Raw genomic sequence first — 22160 nt, forward strand, 5'->3', positions numbered from 1 at the left:
AAGGCGGCTCCTTGGTAACTCAGGCGAATCTGGGCGCAATCTGCGGCAACATGTCGGCGGCCAGTTGGCTCAGCGTATCGTCTCGTGCCCCCATTACCACAATTCGGTCGCCGGGTCGCGCTTGCTCGACGAGCCAGACAGCGGCCTGTGCGCGATCGGCGATGTGGTGGGCCTGCACGCCGATGTCGCGGGCGATGTCGGCGCTGGTCACCTTCCGCGCCACCGTCCCGCCCTGATAGACCGGATCGGGCAATACCAGCAGGTCATCGTCCCCGAGCATCCGCTGGAACATCGCGACCAGTTCGGCGCGCATCACTTTCAGCGGGCCATAGCCATGCGGCTGGAACAGCACGAGCAAGCGCCCCGGAAAGGCGTGCAGCGTCGCCAGCGTCGCCGCGATCTTGTCGGGATTATGCCCGAAATCGTCGATCACGGTGACGTCGGCGCTGGTCCCGACCAGTTCGAAGCGGCGCTTGAGCCCGGTAAAGCCCGCAAGCGCGCGAATCGCCTCGGTCAGCGGCACCCCTGCCGCGCGCGCTGCACCCAGCGCCGCCAGCGCATTGGCGACATTGTGCCGCCCCGGCACCGACAGCCGCACCGGATGCGTCGCGCCATCGACCAGCAGATCGAACGTAATCGCGAAGGGTTCGGGCTGGAGGTTGCGCGCGCTGAGATCGGCATCGGCCTCGACCGCGAAGGTCACCAGCCGCGCCGGGTCCAGCGCCGCCGCCAGCTCTGCCGTCTCGGCATCGCCGACATTGAGGATGGTCGTCCCGGCTTTCCCAGCGAAATCGGCGAACAGCGCGCGCAATTCCTCGAGCGACTTATGGTCGAGGCTGACATTGTTGAGCACCGCGATCTTGGGCGTGTAGAGCGCGATCGAGCCGTCGCTTTCGTCGACTTCGCTGACGAAGGCGGGCCCATCGCCGACGAGCGCGCTGGCAAAGGGCGCGTCGGGCGAGGCGAAATTCTTCATCACCGCGCCGTTCATCACCGTCGGATCGCGCCCGCAGGCGTGGAGGATCCAGCCGATCATCCCCGTCACGGTCGATTTGCCGCTGGTGCCGGCCACGCCGATCGGCAGGTCGCTCGCGTTGAACAGCGAGGCGAGCAATTGCGGGCGGCTCAGCCGCTGCGCGCCGACGCGATCGGCGGCGACGATATCGGCGACGCTCGCTTCGACCGCGGCCGAGGCGACGACGATCTGTTCGGTCGAGGTGACGCCAGAGCCGTCCTGCGGAAACAGCGCCACGCCCTTGGCGGCGAGATCGGCGAATTTGGCGGGCAAGCGCCCGGCATCGAGCGTGCGGTCCGATCCGGCGACGGTGGCCCCGCGCCCGGCGAGGATCATCGCGAGCGGCATCATGCCGCTGCCGCCAATGCCGACGAAGAAGTATGATTTGCCGTTGCTCATAACAGCGGGCTATCGCGGGTCGTCGGAAAGCACCACCCCTCCCGTTCGTTTCGAGCGCAGTCGAGAAACCGGGCGACGGGGCGGGGGGGCAGGTTTCTCGATTGTGCTCGACAGAGATGGGCTCGAAACGAACGGTGATGGCATGAAGATTGGGGTGGTGGCACCCGCACGCGGGATCGATGAAGCGCTGGCGGCGCGTGCGCTCGGGCTGGCGGCGGTGGCGATGCCCGAGGTCGATCTGGTGTTTCACCCGCAATGCTTCCTCAGCGAAGGGCATTTCGCCGGGTCGGACGCGGTGCGCGCGGCGGCGTTCCTGGAGGTCGCTAATGACCCCGCGTTCGATGCGATCTGGTTCGCGCGCGGCGGCTATGGCTCCAACCGCATCCTGCACAGCGTGATGCCGCAACTGGGCGCGGCGGCGCGGCGCAAGACCTATTTGGGGTTTTCCGACATGGGCTTCCTGCTCGGCGCGCTGTATGCCGCCAAGGTCGGACATCCGGTGCATGGGCCGATGGCGTCGGTTGCGGGCAGTGGAGACGGCGGTGCGGCGTTTGCGCGGTCCTTGCTGTGGCTGACGAAGAAGGATCGCAGCGTGCTCGAACCCGGCCTGGACGGGCGACCGGCGGCGGCGTTCAATCTCGCGATCCTGACCGCGCTGATCGGCACGCCGTGGCTGCCCGACCTCACCGATCATGTGCTGATCGTCGAGGAAGTGTCCGAGCCGCTCTACCGCGTTGACCGCATGTTGTTCACCATGGCCCATGCGACGCAGTTGAAGGGACTTGCGGGCGTCCGGCTGGGCCAGATCAGCGAAGTGCCGGACAATGATCCGCCCTGGGGCGAAAGCCTTGAAACGATGATCGCGCGCTGGTGCGGCGAGATGCGCGTGCCTTATCTCGGCCGCGCCGAGATCGGCCATGTTCGCAGCAATCGCGTGGTACCGTTCGGGGTGGCCTAAGCCGCGCGGGCAAAGGCCGGTCGGTCGTCGTCATTGGCGGAGGGCGGGGTGGCCTGGACGCCGCGCCGACGCCGCGCGCGCGGCGCACGGCGGGGCAGGAACCGTGCGATGAGCGTGCGCCAGCCCGCGCCGCCGCGCGTGGCGGTCGCGATCACCGCGGTCGTCAGAACAATGTCGATATAGGTCGACACGTCCCACAGCACGACCAGCGCCATGTCGAACGGCCCGGCGATCGCCAGCAACTCCGCACCGGCGATGAGGATGACGGCCGTCAGCATCAGAAAGATGAGGTGTCGACGCTCGATCCTGCCAAACACATCGCGTGTGATCGCCACCGTGCGATCCAACCACCGTGCGACCGCCGTTTCGGGGAAAAACTGCATCACGATGATCGTGTACACCAGCAATCCGGTTAGCATCATCCTATTCCTTGGCTGACAGGCGAGCAATCTCTGCGGGTTTCGGCGCGCACCATAATGGGTGGCGTCGACAATCGGCAATGGCGGAGGGAGGCAAGATTTTCGTGTGCGCGCAACGCTTCCCGATAATTCTCCTACAATAACCGGGTGGGCGTCCTCGCAACTTTTGCGCAGACGATCTCTCTAGTTCTAAAGCATGATTTCAGGAGATCCTACGTGTATTGGTTTAAAGCCTCAGCGCCCGTCCGGTTGAAACTCCTGGTAGCCTTCGGGTTTTTCGTTGCTTTATTGGCCGTAACCACCTGCGCAATGTGGGTGAATCCCAAGGGCGCGTTACTGGTCGGCGTGATTGCCACCACGGTCGGCCTCGGGATGGCGCACTTTTTCCGCGAGGCGATCGCCGGCCCCTATGTCGCGACGGTCGTGCGGATGGAGGGGCTCGCCTCCGGCGATCTCCAGTCGCCGATCGAATTCACCGAATTCACCGATTGCGTCGGACGCATGACCAAGGCGATGTTCGCGTTTCGCGATAACGCCCAGAAGCAGGTCGTCATGAACGAAGAACTGGAGCGGAATTCGGAACTCAATGCGACGGTCACCAGGACGATGGTCGACAAGCTGGGGCGGCTTTCTAATGGCGACCTCACCGCAGATATTACGGAAAATTTCCCGGCGGCTTATGGGCCGATGAAGAATAGTTACAACGAGGCGCTTGGAAATTTGCGGACCTTGCTTGCTTCGGTCAAATCCAGCGCCAGCAACATTCAGGGCGGCTCGAACGAAATCGCCCAGGCAGCAAATGACATCGCGCGCCGCACCGAAAGCACGGCGGCAAGCCTGGAGCAGACCACCGCCGCGATCCAGCAGGTCGATACGCGGCTCAAGGCGACCGCCCTTGCCGCGTCGCAATCGGTCGAAACCTCGGAGCAAGCCAATGCGGCGGTGCTCGAAGGGCGCGGGCGCACCGATGCCGCCGTGCAGGCGATGACGCGCGTGCTCGACAGCGCTAAGGGCATTGATGACGTGATTGGCGGGCTCGACAAGATCGCGTTCCAGACACGCGTTCTCGCCATGAACGCGGCGGTCGAGGCCGGGCGCGCGGGCGATGCCGGTCGCGGCTTTGCGGTGGTGGCCGATCTGGTCTCTGCGCTGGCGATGCGCGCCGAGGAAGAGGCCAAGCGCGCGCGCGACCAACTGGGCGTCACGCGGGTCGACATCGGCGCTGCGGTCGATGCGGTACAGCAGGTGGACGAGGCATTCGGCGTCATCCTCACCTCGGGGGACCGTGTCACCGTTCTGGCCAAGCAGATCGCCAAGGATAATGAAGCACAGGCCGGCGCGATCACCGAAGTAAGCCTGGCCGTCCACGCGATCGACCGGTCGACGCAGGAAAATGCCGCGATGGTCGAGGAAACCTCGGCTGCCGCCCGCAATCTGACCGGCGAAGTGGGGCAGTTGTCCGCCCAGGCCGATCGCTTCCAGGTTGAGCAGGGCCGACGGATGCCCCCGCCGACGGCGCTGTTGGAAACGAGGGTCGGCGGTCATTGCTGAGCGCACGCATGCACGTACCCACGCGGGCCGGGCGGTGCGACCCTCCGGCCTGCAGGCGGCGGTAATTGGCGGAGGGTGACGGATCGCCCGCGCTTGCTTATATCGACCAGCCCGGCTTAAGCGCCGGGGCTCCTATAAGCCAAGAAAGATCCCATCCCGATGTCCGCCCTGTTCCGCATCTCGCTGCCCGACGGTTCCGTCCGTGAGGTAGCCCCGGGGACTACCCCCGCAGATGTGGCCGCAGCGATCGGGCCGGGCCTGGCGAAAGCGGCGATCGCCGCGCGCGTCGATGGCGAATTGCGCGACATCATGCGCCCGTTTGAGGGCGACAGCGCGCTGGCGCTGGTGACCGCGAAGGACGAGGCCGATGCGCTCGAACTCGCCCGCCACGATTTTGCGCATGTGCTGGCCGAAGCGGTGCAGAACCTGTTTCCGGGGACGCAGATCACCTTCGGTCCCTCGACCGACGACGGCTTTTATTACGACTTCGCGCCGAAGGATCGTCCGTTCACCGACGAGGATCTGCCCGCGATCGAAGCCGAGATGCGCCGCATCATCGGCAAGGACGAGCCGCTGATCCGCGAAGTGTGGAGCCGTGCCGATCTGATCGCGCGCTGGACCGCGCAGGGCGAGAGCTTCAAGGCCGAATGGGCCGCCGAACTGCCCGAGGGCGAGGAACTGACGGTCTACAAGGCCGGCAAGGGTGACGACGCGTGGCTCGACATGTGCCGCGGGCCGCATCTGGCCTCGACCGGCAAGCTTGATCCGCAGGCGTTCAAGCTGACGCGTGTGTCGGGCGCTTATTGGCGCGGTGACCAGAAGAATGCGATGCTCAGCCGCATTTACGGCACCGGCTGGCTGAACAAGAAGCAGCTCGATGCGCATCTGACGATGCTCGAGGAAGCGGCCAAGCGCGACCATCGCAAGATCGGCCAGGAAATGGACCTGTTCCATCTCCAGTCCGAAGCGCAAGGCAGCGTGTTCTGGCACCCCAAGGGCTATATGCTGTGGCGTCAGTTGGAGGCCTATATGCGCCGCCGGCTCGACGCGGCGGGCTATGTCGAGGTGAAGACCCCACAATTGATGGACGCGCGCCAGTGGGAGCAGTCCGGCCATTGGGGCAAATATCGCGAAAACATGTTCGTCGTGCCCGACGAGATTCCGGGTACCGAGGACGACGCGGCGATCTTCAGCGGCACCGCCGATCTGATGGCACTGAAGCCAATGAACTGCCCGGCGCACGTGCTGATCTTCCGGCAGGGCATTAAGAGCTATCGCGACTTGCCGATGCGCATGGCCGAATTCGGCTGCTGCCACCGCAACGAGCCGCATGGCGCGCTGCACGGCATCATGCGCGTGCGCCAGTTCACGCAGGACGACGCGCATATCTTCGTGCGCGAGGATCAGTTGGTCGAGGAAGTGCAGCTATTCTGCGAGTTGCTCGACAGCGTGTACCAGCATCTCGGCTTTTCCGACTACGCGGTGAAACTCGCGCTGCGCCCCGACAAGCGCTTCGGCTCGGACGAGATGTGGGACAAGGCCGAGGACGAATTGCGCCAGGCGGTGCTGGGCTCCAAGCTCAGCGAGACGATCAAGGCCAATTTCGAAGAACTGCCGGGCGAGGGGGCGTTCTATGCGCCCAAGCTCGAATTCCACCTGACCGATGCGATCGGGCGGACGTGGCAAGTCGGTACGATCCAGTCGGACCGCGTGCTGCCTGAGCGACTCGACGCCAGCTATGTCGGCGCGGATGGCGAGCGCCACCGCCCGGTGATGCTGCACCGCGCGATTCTGGGCACGTTCGAGCGCTTCATCGGCATCCTGATCGAGCACCATGCCGGGCGCTTCCCGCTGTGGCTGGCACCGGTGCAGGCGGTGGTCGCGACGATCGTGTCCGATGCGGATGGCTATGCCACCGAAGTGGCCGCGAAACTGACGGCGGCGGGGATCCGGGTCGAGACCGATCTGCGCAACGAGAAGATCAACTATAAGGTGCGCGAGCACTCGCTGGCGAAGGTCCCGAACCTGCTCGTCGTCGGCAAGCGCGAGGCCGAAGAGGGCAAGGTCGCCTTGCGGCAATTGGGCCGCGACCGGCAGCAATTCCTGACGCTGGACGAGGCGATCGCGATGCTGACCGAGGCGGCCAAGGCCCCGGACCTGTAAAATGACGACCACCCCGGCGAAGGCCGGGGCCCAGTTGCGAAGGTTTTTGCAAGGGAGCGGAGCGCTTTCAGCATGAGCCTGTCCGGCTGGGCCCCGGCCTTCGCCGGGGTGGTATGAGGATCGAACGAGTCCACCTTTCGTTTTGCCCGAAAATCCCCTATATCAGTCCATCAACAACGACAGGAGCTACACCTATCCGTCCTCCCATGACCCGGCAGGCGCCGCCAATGAACGGCCCTCGCTTCAACGAATTCATTGTGTCGTCCAAGGTCCGCGTGATCGATCAGGACGGTGAAAATCTTGGCGTAATGTACACGCGCGAGGCGATGGAGCAGGCGCGCGAGGTCGGTTTGGACCTGGTCGAGGTGTCGCCCAACGCTGATCCGCCCGTCGCCAAGTTCCTCGATGTCGGCAAGTTCAAGTACGAGGCGCAGAAGAAAGCGAACCTCGCACGCAAGTCGCAAAAGACGCAGGAGATCAAAGAGATCAAGATGCGTCCCAACATCGATGACCACGATTACGACACCAAGATGAAGAAGGTGCTCGAGTTCATCGACGAAGGCGACAAGGTCAAGATCACTTTGCGCTTCCGCGGCCGTGAATTGAGCCACGGCCAGCTTGGCATGATCTTGCTCCAGCGTGTGCAGGCCGACGTGGCGGAAACCGCCAAGGTCGAAGCCTATCCGCGCATGGAAGGCCGCCAGATGCTGATGGTGCTCGCCCCGAAATAATAGGTCGGGCGGGCACCCTGCCCGCCCCGCGTCAGTCTGCGGGTGCTTCCCACAGCTCGATTGGGCGTCCCTCCGGATCGTGGACTCGGGCAAAGCGTCCGGTCGCCGGGTCGTCCCATTCGGGCTTGGTCAGAACGTCGATTCCCGCGCTGGTCAGATTGGCGATCAAGCCGTCCAGATCCGCCACACGCAGGTTGAGCATGAACTGTCGGTCTGCCGGAAAATAATCGGAATCGGCGGCGAATGGCGCGAATATAACGGGCCCGCCCTGTGCCAGCCAGGACCACGGGTCCGCCGTCGCTCCCTCGACCGAAACGCAACCCGCACCGACTCCGAGATGATCGCGATACCAGGCGGACAGCGCATCGGGATCCTTACTGCGCAAGAATAGGCCGCCAATGCCGAGTACGGGCATGCAATCCTCCTTGTGATGTCCTTTGCCCCGAGCTTCGCCGACGGCAGCGGGGCGACGGGCACGATATCACGGAATACGCCTCGCGAAAGCAGGAACGCAGCCAGCCGATCCCCTATAAAAGGCATGTTTCGCGCAGCATATCCGCTCACCCGGAACGCCGCTGCATTCGGCAAATCGACTTTCGAAATCAATGTTGTCGCGCTTCCGCGCCCTCTTCGGCTCCCGTCTATAATGCACTCAGGGTACCGAGGATTATGAGATGCGTTTGAATATCGGCCGTCGACTTCACCTTCTTACATTGGCGGCGCTCTGTGCGATGACGCTTGGTCTTGGCGTTGCATTGCTGCGGTTGGGCGGTGTCATGCTGCACGACGAGGCGATGCAAACCCGCGCAACCCTGGAAACCGCATATGGCGTGGTCGAGCAGTATCAGGCGCAGGAGGCCGATGGTCGCCTAACCCGTGAACAGGCGCAGGCCGGTGCGCTCTCCACCCTTCGCAGGATGCGCTACAGCGGCAAAGAGTATTTCTGGGTCAACGATCTGTTGCCCCGGATGATCATGCATCCGGTCAAGCCGGAACTGGAGGGCAAGGACCTTCGCCAGACCACCGACCCGGATGGGCGTTTTCCGTTCGTGGAGTTCGTCAAGGCGGCCGAGCGCAATCCGGACGGGGACTTTGTCGCCTATCGCTGGCCCAAGCCAGGCTCCGAGGCACCGCAACCCAAAATTTCGTTCGTGAAGAAGTTCGCGCCGTGGGGCTGGGTGATCGGCACCGGTGCCTATCAGACCGACGCCTGGGCGGCGATTTGGGGCGAAGCGTCCTTGCTGGTTGGTCTCGCACTGCTCGGGATTCTGGCGATGGCGGGCCTTGGATGGTTGCTCGCTCGCTCGATCACGCAACCGTTGAATGCGCTGACCGTGCGCATGGGGGCACTTCAGGCGGGCGACACCGCGTCGGACATTCCCGGCCTCGCCCGGTCCGACGAATTGGGCGACATGGCGCGTGCACTCGGCACCTTCCGCGACGTGGCGGTGGCCAAGGCTGCCGCCGACCACGCCAAGGCGGCGGAGGATATCGCGCAGCATGCTGTGGTCGATACGCTTTCGCGCCACTTGAAGGCGATGTCGGACGGAGATCTGACTGCGCAGATTCATGAAGAGTTTCCGAATAATTATCAGGAACTTAAACAAAATTATAACGGTGCGGTTGGCGACTTGCGCGAGCTGATGGCATCGGTCACCGATGCGTGTCACGGCATTCGCACCGGCTCCAACGAGATCGCGTTGGCGGCAGATGACCTGGCCCGGCGCTCCGAGGGCAATGCCGCCAGTCTCGAAAAGGCCTCTGCTTCGCTGTCGCAAATGGAGGGCGTGCTGGTGCAGACGGCGCGATCGGCGGGCCAGACGGTCGATCAGACCGAGCAGGCGGTGTCGAATGTGGTCGCCGGTCGCAACACCGCCGAACATGCCGTGTCGGCGATGAGCCGCGTGCTCGATGGCGCGAAAGGGATCGACAGTGTCATCGAAGGCCTCGACAAGATCGCCTTCCAGACGCGCGTTCTGGCGATGAATGCCGCAGTCGAGGCGGGGCGCGCCGGGGACGCCGGACGCGGGTTTGCCGTCGTCGCCGACCTTGTCTCGGCGCTGGCAATGCGGTCCGAAGAGGAGGCGAAACGCGCGCGCGGGCAGTTGACCGCGACCCAGGAGGATATCGGCACCGCGGTTGGTGCGGTGCAGGATGTCGATGGGGCGCTTTCCAATATTTCCGGCAGCGTGGAGCAAGTGTTGTCGCTGGTGTCCCGCATGGCCGCCGAGAACCGCACACAAGCCACCACCATCAAGGAGATTGTCGGGGCCGTGAACGAGGTCGACCGTGCGACGCAGCAAAATGCCGCGATGGTGGAGCAAACGTCTGCCGCCGCACGCAACCTGGCGAGCGAAGTCGACGGCCTCAATCGCAACGCCAGCCGGTTCAAGACCGGCAATGACGAAGGGCAGCGGGTGATCGCCAAGGTCCGCGACCATCGGGGCTATTCGGGTGGAAATCCCGAGCGGCGGTCGAAGGGGATGCCATCGGGCGGATTTCAGACGCACGCGCCGCTGTGACGGGTGACAGTCGCGACGCGGATCGTAAGACGCGTGGGGCGCAGCGATCCCGTCGTGGCGGGGGCAACCCGCCTTCACGGCCGGGTTTACGCCGCGTCGGTGATCCGCTCTCCTGCCGCGGCACCCAGCAGGCGCCGCTCGATCGTCTTCAATCGGCTCGCTGCTGAGATCTTTTCGCCGGTCAGGTCGGTCAGGTAGAACGTGTCGACCGCGCGTTCGCCATAGGTTGCGACATGCGCCGAATGGATCGTCACCTTCGACTGGAACAGCGCGTGCGCCAGCTGATGCAATAAGGCGGGCCGGTCGCGCGCGTTGATCTCGATCACGGTGAAGCGGTTCGACGCCTTGTTGTCGATCAGCACGTTCGGAGCGATTGCAAACGCCTCGGCACGCGGACGCGATGGCGGCTTTGCCATCAGCCGGTCGATCATCTTGCCGCGATTGGCGAGTGCGTCCTCGATCGCCTGTTTCAGCCGGGAAAGCTGTGCCGTCTCGTCGAACGGGCGACCGAACGGATCCTGCACCAGGAAGTTGTCGAGCGCCATGCCGTCGCGTGTGGTGTGGATGCGCGCATCGATGATATTGCCGCCAGCCACGCTGATCGCGCCTGCGATGCGGTAGAACAGCCCCGGGTGATCGGCGGCGTAGACGGTAACGAGCGTCGCGCCGCGCTCGGGATAGACCTGCGCGCTGATCGAGAGCTGCGCCGAGCCCGCTTCGGCGATCAGCCCGGCATTGCGGGCGATTACGTCCTCGGGCTCGGCCACCCAATAAGGTTCGGGCAAGCGGCGCACGAGATGGTCAAACTGCGCCGCATCCCAGCCCAGCAGCGCCTGCAGCGCCTCCTGCTTTGCGGCGATCCGCTCGCCGCGCCCCTTTTGCTTGTGGCCCAGCCGCAGCACTTCTTCGGCCGATTCGTACAGGTCGGACAGCAATTGCCGCTTCCACCCGTTCCACACACCGGGGCCGACCGCGCGAATGTCGACGACCGTGAGCAGCAGCAACAGCCGCAAGCGCTCGGGGCTTTGCACGGCTTCCGCGAAATCGAGGATGGTCTTGAAGTCCGACAGGTCGCGTTTGAACGCGGTCGCCGACATCAGCAGGTGATAGCGCACCAGCCAGGCGACGGTTTCGGTCTCGGCCGGGCTCAGTCCCAGGCGCGGGCAGAGCCGGTGCGCGACCTCGGCACCCAGCACCGAATGGTCGCCGCCGCGCCCCTTGGCGATGTCATGCAGCAACACCGCGACATAGAGCGCGCGGCGCGAGACGATCTGTTTCAGCAACACCGTACACAGCGGATGGTCGGTCTCCAGCTCGCCATGCTCGATCCGGCTGAGCAGGCCAATCGCGCGGATGGTGTGTTCGTCGACGGTGTAGTGATGGTACATGTCGAACTGCATTTGCGCCACGACGCGGCCGAAATCGGGCACGAAGCGACCGAACACCCCCGCCTCGTTCATCCAGCGCAGCACCGTTTCGGGGTCGCGCGGCGAGGTGAGCACGTCGAGGAACAGCGCATTGGCGGTCGGATCCTGGCGGATATCATCGGCAAGTTTCGCGTCGCGTGCGGCGGCGCGCATGGCCAGCGGGTGAATTTCCAGACCGTGTTTGTCGGCCAGCGCGAACAATTCGATCAGCCGCACCGGCTTTTCGGCGAGAAAACCGTCATTGGGGATCGCCAGCCGACCACGAATGACGGTGAAGCCGTTCAGCTTGCGCGGGGATCGCCGCAGCACCGACAAGCCGAACCGCCGTCCGCGCGCGGCGAACTTCTCGTCGAGATGCGCCAGAAACACGCCGGTCAGGTCGCCTGCCGTGCGCGCCTGCAGGAAGTAATATTGCATGAAACGCTCGACCTTGGACTTGCCGGGCCGGTCGGCGAAGCGCATCCGCTCGGCGATCTCGCGCTGCAGGTCGAAGGTCAGCCGATCCTCGGCCCGACCGGAAATGGCGTGCAGGTGGCAGCGCACGGCCCACAGGAAATTCTCGGCACGGTGGAACTGGCGATATTCGGCGCGGCTGAGCAGCCCAGCCTCGACCAGCTCGGCGGGCTCGGTGACATTATAGGCGTATTTGCCGATCCAGAAGAGCGTGTGCAGATCGCGCAGGCCGCCCTTCGCTTCTTTTACGTTGGGTTCGACGACATAGCGCGTGTCGCCCATCTTGTGGTGCCGCACGTCGCGCTCGGCGAGCTTGTCGGCGATGAACTGGCGTGCGGTGTCGGCCTGCACCTCGACCTTGAAGCGGCGCGCGGCCTCGTCATACAGCGCCTGATCGCCCCACACATAGCGTGCCTCGAGCAAGGCGGTGCGGATCGTCACGTCGCTTTTGGCCTGGCGCACCATCTCGTCGAGCGAGCGGCTGCTATGGCCGACTTTCAGGCCGAGATCCCACAGCGCATAGAGCATCGTCTCGATCACTTGCTCGGCCCAGGGCGGTTGTTTGCCGGGAGTCAGGAAGCCGACATCAACGTCGGAATAGGGGGCCATTTCACCGCGCCCATAGCCGCCGACCGCGATGATCGTGATACGCTCGGCCGCGGTCGGATTGCTCATCGGATACAGGCGCTGGACGGTGAAATCGTAGAGCAAGCGGAGCAATTGGTCGATCAGGAAGGCCTGGCCCGCCGCTGCCTCCAACCCGCGCGAAGGATGTTCGATCAACCGCCGCCCGATCTCGGCACGCCCTGCGTCGAGCGCTTGCTTGAGCAAGGCGGTTGCCGCGTTCCGCAAAGTGTTGCGATCCCCCTCGAGCGCGGCGAGCGCATCGGCGACGGTGCGCCGATCGATGATCGAACGGCGTTGCGGGAGGGTTTCAAAGCGTGGCGGCATGCGTTCCAGATAGGGGGTCGGGCGATCCGCGTCCACGCAGGATGCGCATGAGGCCGGGGCCGAACCTTGTCGTGCCGTGGTGTCATGATGCACAGTGTCGGGAGGGTTGCGTGGTTTGACCGCAAGAGCCGGGATGAGCCGCGCCGCGCTTCTCGGGTGTAAGGGGCCAATGACGAACCTGCCATTCTCGCCGCTCGATCGACCGATCTGGCACAGTCTTACCGGCCGCCAGAACGCGCTGGCGATCGGCGACGGTCGCGCGCTGCGCTTCCGGCCTGACGTCAACCTGTTTGGCGAAGCCGCCGACGATTCCGCTGAGGCACTGGCGGCGTTAGCTGCGCTCGTCCCGGACGGCGGCACGCTCGGCCTGATCGGGGTGGGGCCAGCCGTGCTGCCGCCGGGGACGGCGATTGTATCGGAGCGGCGGCTCAACCAGATGGTCGCGACGCGGCTGCACCGCGCGGCGCGCGACGTGGAAATCGTGCGTTTGGGCGACGAGGATGCGCCCGAGATGCTGGCGCTGGCAACGCTGACCGCGCCGGGGCCGTTCTTCGCGGCGACGCATCTGCAAGGCGGCTATATCGGCGTGCGCCGCGCCGGGCGGCTGGTCGCGATGGCGGGCGAGCGGATGAAGGTGCCGGGTTTCAGCGAGGTCAGCGCGGTGTGCACGCATCCCGATTTTCGCGGGCAGGGTTTCGCCCGCGCGTTGATGGAAGCGGTGATTGCGCCGCTGATCGCGGGTGGAGAGGGCGTGTTTCTCCACAGCTATGCCGACAACCCGGCGGTGGCGCTGTACCGCGCGCTCGGCTTCGAGACGCGGCGGGAGATGACGTACACGGTGATCGCGCGGGCGTAGGGCGTTACTCCCGCGCCAAAGCCTTCAGGCGGTAGAGCGTCTCCAGCGCCTCACGCGGGGTGAGCGCATCGACGTCGAGCGCCTCCACCTCGGCGCGGATCGCGTCGGCCTGCTCTTCCTCGACCTCCATCGCGGCGGCGAAGAGCGGCAGATCGTCCAGACCCGCCGCCAGCCCCCCGGTCTTGGCGCGGCCCGCTTCCAGCTTTGCCAGCACCGCCTTGGCGCGCGCGATCGTCGCAGGCGGCAGCCCAGCGAGCCGCGCGACCGCGAGGCCATAACTGCGATCGGCCGGGCCTTCGGACACTTCGTGCAGCAACACCAGCTCGCCCTTCCATTCGCGCGCGCGGACATGGTGGAGGGTGAGCGCGTCACAGCGTTCGGCGAGCCGCGTCAGTTCGTGATAATGGGTGGCGAACAGGCAGCGGCAGCGATTGTCGTCATGGATCGCCTCGACCACCGCCCAGGCAATGGCGAGCCCGTCATAGGTCGAGGTGCCGCGCCCGACCTCGTCGAGGATGACGAAGCTGCGTGGCGTTGCTTGTGCCAGGATCGCGGCGGTTTCGACCATTTCGACCATGAAGGTCGAGCGACCGCGCGCGAGATTGTCCGACGCGCCGACGCGGCTGAACAGCCGGTCGACCAGTCCAAGTGTTGCCGATGTCGCGGGAACGTAGCTGCCCGCTTGCGCCAGCACGGCAATGGCGGCGTTCTGGCGCAGGAAGGTCGATTTACCGCCCATATTGGGCCCGGTGACGAGCCACAGCCGCGAATCTTCCGACAGGCGACAGTCATTGGCGACGAAGCGTTCGCCCCGCTTGGCCAGCGCATCCTCGACCACCGGGTGCCGCCCGCCGACAATGTCGAAACAGGCATGGTCGACAAGCTCGGGCCGCGCCCAGCCGCCTTCCGCCGCGCGCTCGGCATGGCTGGCGGCGACATCGAGCCGCGCCAGCGCATCCGCGGTCGCCGCCACCGCCTCGCGCCGGTCGAGCGCGGCGGCGATCAGATCCTCAAGATGCGCCGCCTCCGCCGCCAGCGCATGGGCGCCGGCCTGCGTCACTTTGGCGGCGACTTCGTGCAGTTCGGGCGCGTTGAAGCGCACCGCGCCCGCCATCGTCTGGCGGTGGATGAAACCGCTATCGGGTTTCATCAGACCATCGGCCGAACGCGCGGGGACTTCGATATGATAGCCGAGCACGCCATTGTGGCGGATCTTGAGCTGGGCGACGCCGGTGCGGGCGCGATAGTCGGCCTCGAGCGCAGCGATCGCGCGCCGGCCGCCCGCGCCCGCATCGCGCAGGTCGTCGAGCGCGGCGTCATAGCCCGCAGCGATATAGCCGCCATCCGAGGCATCGATCGGGGGTGACGGCACGAGCGCGCGTGACAGCAAGTCGATCAGCGCGCCATGCCCGCGCAAGCGCGGGGCAAGATCCTTCAGCAGCGCAGGCGGTTGGTCGATCCGGTCGAGCCGCTCGCCCAGCCGCCACGCGCCATCGAGCCCGTCGCGCAACTGGCCGAGATCGCGTGGGGAGCCCCGCCCCGCCGCCAGCCGCCCGAGCGCGCGGCCGATATCGGCCATGCTGCGCAAAGTCCCCCGCAGCGACTCGCGCAGCCCCGAATCCTCGGTAAGCAGCGTGACCAGATCGTAGCGCGCCTCGATCCGCGTGCGTTCCATCAGCGGGGCGCCGAGATCGGCGGCGAGCAGGCGCGCGCCCGCCGCCGTCACCGTGCGGTCGATCGCGTCGAGCAAGCTGCCCTTGCGCACGCCGCTCGTCGTCTGGGTCAGTTCCAGGCTTTCGCGCGTGGCAGCGTCGATCGCCATGTGCTGGGCGCTTTGCCCGAGGCGCGGCGGGCGCAGGAAGGGCATCGCGCCCTTGGCGGTGTGATCGAGATAGGCGACGAGCCCACCCGCCGCCGACAAGGCGGCACGGTCGAACTGGCCGAAGCCGTCGAGCGTCGCGACGGCATACAGGTCCTTCAGCCGCGCCTCGCCGCGCGCGCTGTCGAACTCGCCGCGCGGGCGCAGCATCGTCGCGAGCTCGGCAAAGCCGCTCGCTTCCGACGCGATGGTCTCCGCCGGGGCGAGCCGGGCGAGTTCGGCACCCAATCCGGCGGCATCGCACGCGATCAGCTCGAACCGCCCGGTCGAAATGTCGGCAGCGGCAATCGCGACCGCACCGCCAACCTCGCCGATCGCCACGCACCAATTGGCGGCGCGCGCATCGAGCAGCGCCTCCTCGGTCAGCGTCCCCGCCGTCACCACGCGGACGATCGCGCGCGAGACCAACGTCTTGCCCGCGCGCTTCTTGGCTTCTGCCGGGCTCTCGGTCTGCTCGGCGATGGCGACGCGGTGCCCGGCCTTGATCAGCCGTGCGAGATAGGCATCGGCGGCATGGACTGGCACGCCGCACATCGGGATCGGCACGCCGTGATGCTCGCCGCGCGTGGTCAGCGCGATGTCGAGGCAGGCGGCGGCGACCTTCGCATCGTCGAAGAACAATTCGAAGAAATCGCCCATGCGGTAGAACAGCAGGCAATCCGCCGCCTCGGCCTTCAGCGCGAAATATTGCGCCATCATCGGGGTGGGAGCGGGGGTCGGTGCTGGCGCCATCGCCGTCTGATACCGCCCGCCCTCCCGAAAGGAAACCGCCGCGTCAGTGTCGCTGGTTGAGCGCGGCGAACACCGCGCCATACCGCCCCTCGCGCTCGGCATCGCGCAGGAATTTGACGCGCTCGACGGCGTTTTCGGGGCCGTGCGGGTTGGCTTCGAGCAGCGCCATCGTCTCGGCGATATAGGCGTCGAGCGGCATCGAATTGGGGTTTTCGGCATGACCCGGCATCAGATCGGTCGCGACGGCGGGGGGCGCGATTTCGATCACGTCGATTCCCGTATCGGCGAGCTGTGCCCGCAAGGACTGCGACCAGCTATGGATCGCCGCCTTGGTGGCACTATAGGTCGGCGTCGCCACCAGCGGTACGAAGGCGAGACCCGACGATACGGTGAGGATCGCGGCGTTGGGCTGCTTGCGCAGGTGCGGCAGCAAGGCCGCGGTCAGCCGGATCGGCCCCAGCAGGTTGGTCGCGATCATCGCCTCGGCGTCGCTCAGGTCATAGGGCTGCGCGGTCATATCTTCGGCGCGCATGATCCCCGCATTGTGGATCACGACGTTGAGGGCCGGGTGCTCGCTGGCGATCGTGTCGGCGAAGCGCGCAATGTCGGCCGCGTCGGCGACGTCGAGCAAGGCGGTGCTGATTCCCGGCAGGTCGCGCGCCAGCGCGTCGAGCGGCTCGGCGCGACGGCCGGCGACGATGACGTGGTTGCCGCGCGCGTGAAATTGCTCGGCGAGCGCACGGCCGATGCCGGTGCCGCCGCCGGTGATGAGGAGGGTGTTGCCGCTGATATTCATGGTTGCTCTTCCCGTTCGATTGTTGACACGGCGCGTAAAAGCTGCGCGTTCGATTGGAAAGTAGGCACGCAAAAGTGCGGTACTTACCGACAGGAAACCAATGGCCGTTTCGCACCAATATCCCGAAAATCTCGATCCGCGCGTCGAGGCTCTGGTCACGGAAGTGATCGGTCGCGTCGCCGACAAATGGACGATGATCGTGCTGGAGGTGCTGACCGAACATGGCGAACTGCGCTTTTCGCGTCTGGCGCAGCTTGCCGAGGGCATCAGCCAGAAGATGTTGACACAGACGTTGCGTCAGATGGAGCGCGACGGCCTGGTGATCCGGACGATCCATCCGGTGATCCCGCCAAAAGTCGAATATCGGCTGACCGAACTCGGTTTCACGCTGGCCGAGGCGTTTTGCGGCGTGTGGGTGTGGGCGGCGGACAATGTCGACCGCATCGCCGAGGCGCGTCGGTCCTTCGATAGTCGTAACGGCAACTAGAGCCGTTCCCATTCTCCCAAACTGTTTCTAAGACGACGCCGATCCAGGAGGCCGCCCCCATGACTGCAGACTCGAACGTCCAATTTTCCGAGCGTGAGGCGCTCCTGTTTCATTCGGAAGGCCGACCGGGCAAGATCGAGATCGTCGCGTCCAAGCCGATGGCGACGCAGCGCGATCTGGCGCTGGCCTATTCGCCCGGCGTCGCGGTGCCGGTGCTGGCGATCGCCGCCGATCCGAGCCTGGCGTATGATTACACCGCGAAGGGCAATCTCGTTGCGGTCATCTCGAACGGTACCGCCATTCTCGGGCTCGGCAATCTCGGCGCGCTCGCGTCCAAGCCGGTGATGGAAGGCAAAGCGGTGCTGTTCAAGCGCTTCGCCGATGTCGACGCGATCGATATCGAGCTGAAGACCGAGGATGCCGACCGGCTGATCGATGCGATCGAGCTGATGGAGCCGAGCTTTGGCGGGATCAATCTGGAGGACATCAAGTCTCCGGAATGCTTCATCATCGAACAGACCTTGCGCCAGCGCATGAACATCCCGGTGTTCCATGACGACCAGCACGGTACCGCGATCATTTGCGCGGCGGGGCTTATCAACGCGTTGTTCCTGACCGGCCGTGACATCAAGGACACCAAGGTGGTGATGAACGGCGCGGGCGCGGCGGCGATCGCGTGCGCCGAGCTGATCAAAGCGATGGGCCTGCCGAGCGACCAGTTGACGATGGTCGATCTTGGTGGGGTGATCTACCAGGGGCGGGCCGATATCAATCAGTGGCAGTCGGCGCATGCCGTGGCCACCGAGAAGCGCACGCTGACCGAGGCGCTCGATGGTGCGGATGTGTTCGTCGGTCTTTCAGCCGCCGGGGCGCTGCCGGCGTCGGACCTGCTCAAGATGGCCCCCAAGCCGATCATCTTCGCGATGGCCAATCCCGATCCGGAGATCACCCCGCCCGAGGCGAAGGCGGCTCGGCCCGATGCGATCATCGCCACGGGGCGGTCGGACTATCCGAACCAGGTCAATAACGTGCTTGGCTTCCCGTTCATCTTCCGCGGCGCGCTCGACGTGCGCGCGACGACGATCAACGATGAAATGAAGCTGGCGGCCGCGCGCGCGCTGGCGGCGTTGGCGCGGCAACAAGTGGCCGAGGAAGTGGCGGTTGCTTACGGTGTGCGCCACACCTTCGGCCCCGATTACATCATCCCGGCACCGTTCGACCCGCGGCTGATGGAAATCGTGCCGGTCGCGGTGGCCAAGGCGGCGATGGATTCGGGCGTTGCGACCAAGCCGATCCTCGATCTGGAGGCCTATCGCCAGACGCTGAAGGCACGGCTCAACCCGACCACTTCGGTGCTGACGCTCGCGTATGAAGGTGCCAAGGCACATCCCAAGCGGGTGTTGTTCGCCGAGGGCGAGGAAGAAGTCGTGCTGCGCGCGGCGATCGCGTTCAAGGACGGCGGTTACGGCACGCCGGTGCTGGTCGGCCGCGATGATGTGCCCGAACGGTTGCGCGCGCTCGGCGTCAATGATCCCGACAGCTATGAATTGCACAACAGCCGCAATTCGCCGCTGGTGCCGCGCATGGTCGACTTCCTCTACGAACGACTGCAGCGGCGCGGCTATCTGCGGCGCGACTGCGAGCGGATGATCAACCAGGATCGCAACATCTTCGGCGCGGTGATGCTGCAACTGGGCGAAGCCGACGCGATGATCACCGGCATCACGCGCACCTATGCGCATACAATGCGCGAAATCCGCCGTGTGATCGATCCCGAGGCGGGGCGCACCCCGTTCGGCATTCATTTGATGGTCGGGCAAAGCCACACGGTCTTCATGGCCGACACCACCGTGAACGAGCGCCCCAATGCCGAGGAACTGGCGGATATTGCCGAGCAGACGGCGCTCGTCGCCAAGCGCATGGGGCATGAGCCGCGCGTCGCCTTCCTCAGCTATTCGACCTTTGGCAACCCCGAAGGCAATTGGCTCGACGATATTCGCGCGGCGGTGAAGGTACTCGACAAGCGGCAGGTCAGTTTCGAATATGAAGGCGAAATGGCACCCGATGTCGCGCTCAACCCCAAACAGCTTGCCAATTATCCGTTCGCGCGCCTCTCGGGGCCAGCCAATGTGCTGATCATGCCGGGGCTGCAATCGGCCAATATTTCGGCCAAGTTGCTCCGCGAATTGGGCGGCGATGCAGTGATCGGGCCGATGCTCGTCGGCATGGAGAAATCGGTGCAGATCGCGCCGATGACCTCGACCGCGAGCGAACTCGTCACTCTGGCGGTGCTGGCGGCGGGCGGTATCGCCCGATAACGCAGCGATAGCGATGCCGGACGCGGGGCTTTTCTTAGGGGAAGGCCGCCGCTTCCTGCTGCGCGCGCTCGCCACGGGCGCGCTCGACGAGAGATTTCGGAAAGCCCTAAAATAGAATTGAGGATTTTTGCTTCTGGTGTCGTCACACACATAACGGGGGATTGGCGTATTCCATACTGACCCGTCGGCACGACATTAGGAAACGACAATTGGCGTCTTCCCAAAGAGTACGGCAGGGGAACCCGATCGCCGGTTTTGCGTGTCTTGAAGCCTCTTACGCGTGCCCGGCAGGAGCGGATTTGTGAGCATTCCGATCTGGGTCACAGCGATGCTGGCGACCAGCACGCCGGTGGACGATCGCGACCTGCAGGTCACTCAGCCCGAACAGGTTGTGGCGGCCAGCATGCTGGCGTCGCCGACGGTGCCGCTCGCCGATCCGCAGACCGCAAGCCTTGTCGCAACCGACGAAGCGGCAGTGGTGTCGGCCGCGCCGCCGCCGATGGAAGAGCCGCAAGACATCGTCGTTACGGCCCGTTCGCGAAATACCGCAAACGACCCTATCGCTGCGATCAACACCGAATCCTTCAAGGCGACGCAGGAGGTCGACCGTGCCTTTGTCGGGCCGCTGGCGCTGGCTTATAAGCACAGCGTGCCAGTGCCGGTCCGCAGCGGCATCCGCAACTTCCTGTACAATCTGCGCGAGCCGATCGTGTTCGTGAATTTTCTGCTCCAGCATAAAGCGGGCAAGGCCGCCGAGACGCTCGGGCGCTTCGTCGTCAATTCCACCGTCGGGGTCGGCGGCCTTTTCGATATGGCCAAGCGTCGCCCGATCCATTTGCCGCGGCGCCCGAATGGCTTTGCCGACACGCTCGGTTTTTACGGCGTGAAGCCTGGGCCTTTCCTGTTCTTGCCGCTGATAGGGCCCACCACGCTGCGCGATTTGGTGGGGGATGCGGTCGATCGGCTGGTGCTGCCGCTGGGGGTTGGAAAGCCCTTTAACAGGGCCGCCTTTACTTTGCCGGTCAGCGTCCTCGGGGTGCTTGACCGGCGCGCTGAGAATGACGAACTGTTCCACCAGCTTCATAACGGACCGACCGACCCGTATGTGGCGACGCGGACCTTCTATCTGCAGCGGCGTCAAGCCGAGATCGACGCTCTGCATGGCAAGTACCACGTCGTACCGTTGCCGCCCCCGCCACCGTCGGCAGCAGGGGCCAACGCCAAGCCTTAAATGGCGGGTGCCCGCTTCGGCGGGGTGTCCGCCGACAAATGGTGCGCCAAGGTTACCCGGGTGCCCGGGTCCGCGTCCGACACGGTGACGCTGGCATCCATCTGTTTGGCAAGCGCCTGCACGATATTCGTGCCCAACCCGGCCTTGGAAGGGCCTGGCTGCTTTGTAATGCCGATCCCGTCGTCGCTTACCGAGAGCGACCAGTCCGCGCCGCTACGCATATAATCGACCGCGATCTTGCCGTGTCGTCCATCAGGAAACGCATGCTTGAGCGCGTTGATCACCAGCTCTGTCACCACCAGACCAAGGCTGACCGAAATATTGGCCTGGACCTGCTCCCGGGCACTGGTGACTTCAATCGAGATCTGCTCGTGGTCGTGGATCATCGACGCGCCGATGCTCTCGCACAATTGGTGCAGGTATGGGCCGACATCGACCTTGTCGAGCGAGGCGACCGCCAGTTGCCGCTGGATCGCAGCAACTGACATCACGCGGCTATGGGCGTCCCGCAAATGCCCGCGCACCTCTTCCGACTGAACCTTGCGGGCGCTCTGCAGCAATACGCTGGCGATGATCTGCAGACTATTGGCGACGCGGTGCTGCAGTTCCTGCAGCAAGACGCTCTTGTCATGAACCAAATCGTCATTCATTTTTTCGGCGATGCGAGCATCGGTGACGTCCGATATGGCGAGCAACAGGCGCGGTTCGGCCCCCGCGCCATAGCTGAGCTTATGCGCGTTCACGACCAGGCACCGCGTGCCAAGGCCGGGGCGCTTCAAGTCGAATTCGTAATTCTTGACTTCAGCGAGCCCCGACGCGGTTGCCTTGAGCAGCGATTGCAGTTGCGGAATGGCCCATTCGCCGTCGCCCAGGTCGGCAAAGGCCGTGCCGACGATCGTTTTGAGATCGATGTCGAAGGCTGTGCAAAAGGCGTCGCTAGCGACGATGACGGCGCGATTTTCGTCCAGCAACAGCACGGGTGCGTGGGAGGAGCTAACCACCGCGAGGGCAAGATTTAGGCCGAGTTCGGCATCGGGTGAAACGGCAGACGGCATCGGAACCCTTTCGGTCCCGGACTTTCCGTGTGAAAGCAAGTCGGGCGCGGCCACAATTAACCGGTATAGCCTTGTATCACGCGCGCCCCGATTCCCAGCACCAATTCGTGTGCGAGCCAATCGAGTAGCGTTCGCGTTCCGGATTTGTGGCCGCCGTCCCAATGGCATATGGCGACGACCGGCATTGGATCGTCGGCCACGCCCGCACGTTCAGGCG

At 65.0% G+C, this 22160-nt stretch carries 16 protein-coding genes; 9 read left to right on the top strand and 7 right to left on the bottom strand.

Annotated features, from left to right (window positions below; translation table 11 throughout):
* Positions 1 to 19: 19 nt before the first annotated feature.
* Complete coding sequence (locus ACP7BL_RS08260; RefSeq protein WP_426258068.1) at positions 20 to 1414, bottom strand: glutamate ligase domain-containing protein; 1395 nt, start codon at positions 1412 to 1414, stop codon at positions 20 to 22.
* A gap of 142 nt (positions 1415 to 1556) precedes the next feature.
* On the opposite strand from ACP7BL_RS08260, the gene ACP7BL_RS08265 reads away from it, so the two are divergent.
* Positions 1557 to 2372, top strand: coding sequence for an LD-carboxypeptidase (locus ACP7BL_RS08265; protein WP_126848076.1), 816 nt, complete (start codon positions 1557 to 1559; stop codon positions 2370 to 2372).
* Here ACP7BL_RS08265 and ACP7BL_RS08270 read toward each other — a convergent pair.
* Positions 2369 to 2791, bottom strand: a complete 423-nt coding sequence (locus ACP7BL_RS08270; RefSeq protein WP_426258069.1) for a hypothetical protein — start codon at positions 2789 to 2791, stop codon at positions 2369 to 2371. The genes ACP7BL_RS08265 and ACP7BL_RS08270 overlap by 4 nt on opposite strands.
* Before the next feature lie 309 nt (positions 2792 to 3100).
* Between ACP7BL_RS08270 and ACP7BL_RS08275 the strand changes: the two genes are divergently transcribed.
* The 3 genes from ACP7BL_RS08275 to infC all read left to right on the top strand — a co-directional run bounded on the left by ACP7BL_RS08275 (position 3101) and on the right by infC (position 7236).
* Complete coding sequence (locus tag ACP7BL_RS08275) at positions 3101 to 4342, top strand: methyl-accepting chemotaxis protein (protein WP_033966120.1); 1242 nt, start codon at positions 3101 to 3103, stop codon at positions 4340 to 4342.
* 159 nt (positions 4343 to 4501) lie between these two features.
* Positions 4502 to 6505 carry a threonine--tRNA ligase gene (thrS, locus tag ACP7BL_RS08280; RefSeq protein ID WP_426258070.1) on the top strand — a complete coding sequence of 668 codons (2004 nt, stop codon included), beginning with the start codon at positions 4502 to 4504 and terminating at the stop codon, positions 6503 to 6505.
* 227 nt (positions 6506 to 6732) lie between these two features.
* Entirely contained in the window at positions 6733 to 7236 is a 504-nt protein-coding gene (gene infC, locus ACP7BL_RS08285) for a translation initiation factor IF-3 (RefSeq protein WP_231565245.1), read from the top strand.
* A 31-nt stretch (positions 7237 to 7267) separates the two neighbouring features.
* On the opposite strand, the gene ACP7BL_RS08290 is transcribed toward infC, so the two are convergent.
* Positions 7268 to 7651: a VOC family protein gene (locus ACP7BL_RS08290; RefSeq protein WP_126848060.1), complete on the bottom strand. Its 384-nt coding sequence runs from the start codon at positions 7649 to 7651 to the stop codon at positions 7268 to 7270.
* Positions 7652 to 7910: 259 nt separating this feature from the next.
* Here ACP7BL_RS08290 and ACP7BL_RS08295 point away from each other — a divergent pair, with 259 nt between their 5' ends.
* Complete coding sequence (locus ACP7BL_RS08295; protein ID WP_426258071.1) at positions 7911 to 9758, top strand: cache domain-containing protein; 1848 nt, start codon at positions 7911 to 7913, stop codon at positions 9756 to 9758.
* Between the two features lie 86 nt (positions 9759 to 9844).
* On the opposite strand, the gene ACP7BL_RS08300 is transcribed toward ACP7BL_RS08295, so the two are convergent.
* Positions 9845 to 12589: a [protein-PII] uridylyltransferase gene (locus ACP7BL_RS08300; RefSeq protein ID WP_033966122.1), complete on the bottom strand. Its 2745-nt coding sequence runs from the start codon at positions 12587 to 12589 to the stop codon at positions 9845 to 9847.
* Positions 12590 to 12758: 169 nt separating this feature from the next.
* Between ACP7BL_RS08300 and ACP7BL_RS08305 the strand changes: the two genes are divergently transcribed.
* Complete coding sequence (locus tag ACP7BL_RS08305) at positions 12759 to 13445, top strand: GNAT family N-acetyltransferase (RefSeq protein WP_426258072.1); 687 nt, start codon at positions 12759 to 12761, stop codon at positions 13443 to 13445.
* Between the two features lie 4 nt (positions 13446 to 13449).
* On the opposite strand, the gene mutS is transcribed toward ACP7BL_RS08305, so the two are convergent.
* Together mutS and ACP7BL_RS08315 are read right to left on the bottom strand one after the other, a co-directional pair.
* The gene (gene mutS / locus ACP7BL_RS08310; protein WP_426258239.1) at positions 13450 to 16023 is read right to left on the bottom strand and encodes a DNA mismatch repair protein MutS; all 2574 of its coding nucleotides are present in this window, start codon (positions 16021 to 16023) and stop codon (positions 13450 to 13452) included.
* Between the two features lie 76 nt (positions 16024 to 16099).
* Positions 16100 to 16852, bottom strand: coding sequence for an SDR family oxidoreductase (locus ACP7BL_RS08315; protein ID WP_126848051.1), 753 nt, complete (start codon positions 16850 to 16852; stop codon positions 16100 to 16102).
* Between the two features lie 100 nt (positions 16853 to 16952).
* On the opposite strand from ACP7BL_RS08315, the gene ACP7BL_RS08320 reads away from it, so the two are divergent.
* The 3 genes from ACP7BL_RS08320 to ACP7BL_RS08330 all read left to right on the top strand — a co-directional run bounded on the left by ACP7BL_RS08320 (position 16953) and on the right by ACP7BL_RS08330 (position 20888).
* On the top strand, positions 16953 to 17339 hold the full coding sequence (locus ACP7BL_RS08320) for a winged helix-turn-helix transcriptional regulator (protein WP_033966291.1): 387 nt from the start codon (positions 16953 to 16955) through the stop codon (positions 17337 to 17339).
* A 59-nt stretch (positions 17340 to 17398) separates the two neighbouring features.
* Positions 17399 to 19657 (top strand): NADP-dependent malic enzyme, encoded by a 2259-nt coding sequence (locus ACP7BL_RS08325; protein WP_033966292.1) that lies wholly within the window; start codon positions 17399 to 17401, stop codon positions 19655 to 19657.
* Between the two features lie 301 nt (positions 19658 to 19958).
* On the top strand, positions 19959 to 20888 hold the full coding sequence (locus ACP7BL_RS08330) for an MlaA family lipoprotein (RefSeq protein ID WP_137902853.1): 930 nt from the start codon (positions 19959 to 19961) through the stop codon (positions 20886 to 20888).
* Here the strand turns inward: ACP7BL_RS08330 and ACP7BL_RS08335 are convergent.
* Entirely contained in the window at positions 20885 to 21943 is a 1059-nt protein-coding gene (locus ACP7BL_RS08335; RefSeq protein WP_426258073.1) for a sensor histidine kinase, read from the bottom strand. The two genes, ACP7BL_RS08330 and ACP7BL_RS08335, sit on opposite strands and share 4 nt — an antisense overlap.
* Positions 21944 to 22160 lie beyond the last annotated feature (217 nt).

The organism is Sphingomonas sp. DC1600-2, assembly GCF_049897605.1.
In the GTDB taxonomy this organism is placed as follows: Bacteria; Pseudomonadota; Alphaproteobacteria; order Sphingomonadales; family Sphingomonadaceae; genus Sphingomonas.

What these genes read in the sequence shown, in the direction of transcription:
- ACP7BL_RS08260 (WP_426258068.1), bottom strand. Translation starts at nt 1,414, where the DNA reads ATGAGCAACGGCAAATCATACTTCTTCGTCGGCATTGGCGGCAGCGGC.
- ACP7BL_RS08265 (WP_126848076.1), top strand. Translation starts at nt 1,557, where the DNA reads ATGAAGATTGGGGTGGTGGCACCCGCACGCGGGATCGATGAAGCGCTG.
- ACP7BL_RS08270 (WP_426258069.1), bottom strand. Translation starts at nt 2,791, where the DNA reads ATGCTAACCGGATTGCTGGTGTACACGATCATCGTGATGCAGTTTTTC.
- ACP7BL_RS08275 (WP_033966120.1), top strand. Translation starts at nt 3,101, where the DNA reads ATGTGGGTGAATCCCAAGGGCGCGTTACTGGTCGGCGTGATTGCCACC.
- thrS (WP_426258070.1), top strand. Translation starts at nt 4,502, where the DNA reads ATGTCCGCCCTGTTCCGCATCTCGCTGCCCGACGGTTCCGTCCGTGAG.
- infC (WP_231565245.1), top strand. Translation starts at nt 6,733, where the DNA reads ATGAACGGCCCTCGCTTCAACGAATTCATTGTGTCGTCCAAGGTCCGC.
- ACP7BL_RS08290 (WP_126848060.1), bottom strand. Translation starts at nt 7,651, where the DNA reads ATGCCCGTACTCGGCATTGGCGGCCTATTCTTGCGCAGTAAGGATCCC.
- ACP7BL_RS08295 (WP_426258071.1), top strand. Translation starts at nt 7,911, where the DNA reads ATGCGTTTGAATATCGGCCGTCGACTTCACCTTCTTACATTGGCGGCG.
- ACP7BL_RS08300 (WP_033966122.1), bottom strand. Translation starts at nt 12,589, where the DNA reads ATGCCGCCACGCTTTGAAACCCTCCCGCAACGCCGTTCGATCATCGAT.
- ACP7BL_RS08305 (WP_426258072.1), top strand. Translation starts at nt 12,759, where the DNA reads ATGACGAACCTGCCATTCTCGCCGCTCGATCGACCGATCTGGCACAGT.
- mutS (WP_426258239.1), bottom strand. Translation starts at nt 16,023, where the DNA reads ATGATGGCGCAATATTTCGCGCTGAAGGCCGAGGCGGCGGATTGCCTG.
- ACP7BL_RS08315 (WP_126848051.1), bottom strand. Translation starts at nt 16,852, where the DNA reads ATGAATATCAGCGGCAACACCCTCCTCATCACCGGCGGCGGCACCGGC.
- ACP7BL_RS08320 (WP_033966291.1), top strand. Translation starts at nt 16,953, where the DNA reads ATGGCCGTTTCGCACCAATATCCCGAAAATCTCGATCCGCGCGTCGAG.
- ACP7BL_RS08325 (WP_033966292.1), top strand. Translation starts at nt 17,399, where the DNA reads ATGACTGCAGACTCGAACGTCCAATTTTCCGAGCGTGAGGCGCTCCTG.
- ACP7BL_RS08335 (WP_426258073.1), bottom strand. Translation starts at nt 21,943, where the DNA reads ATGCCGTCTGCCGTTTCACCCGATGCCGAACTCGGCCTAAATCTTGCC.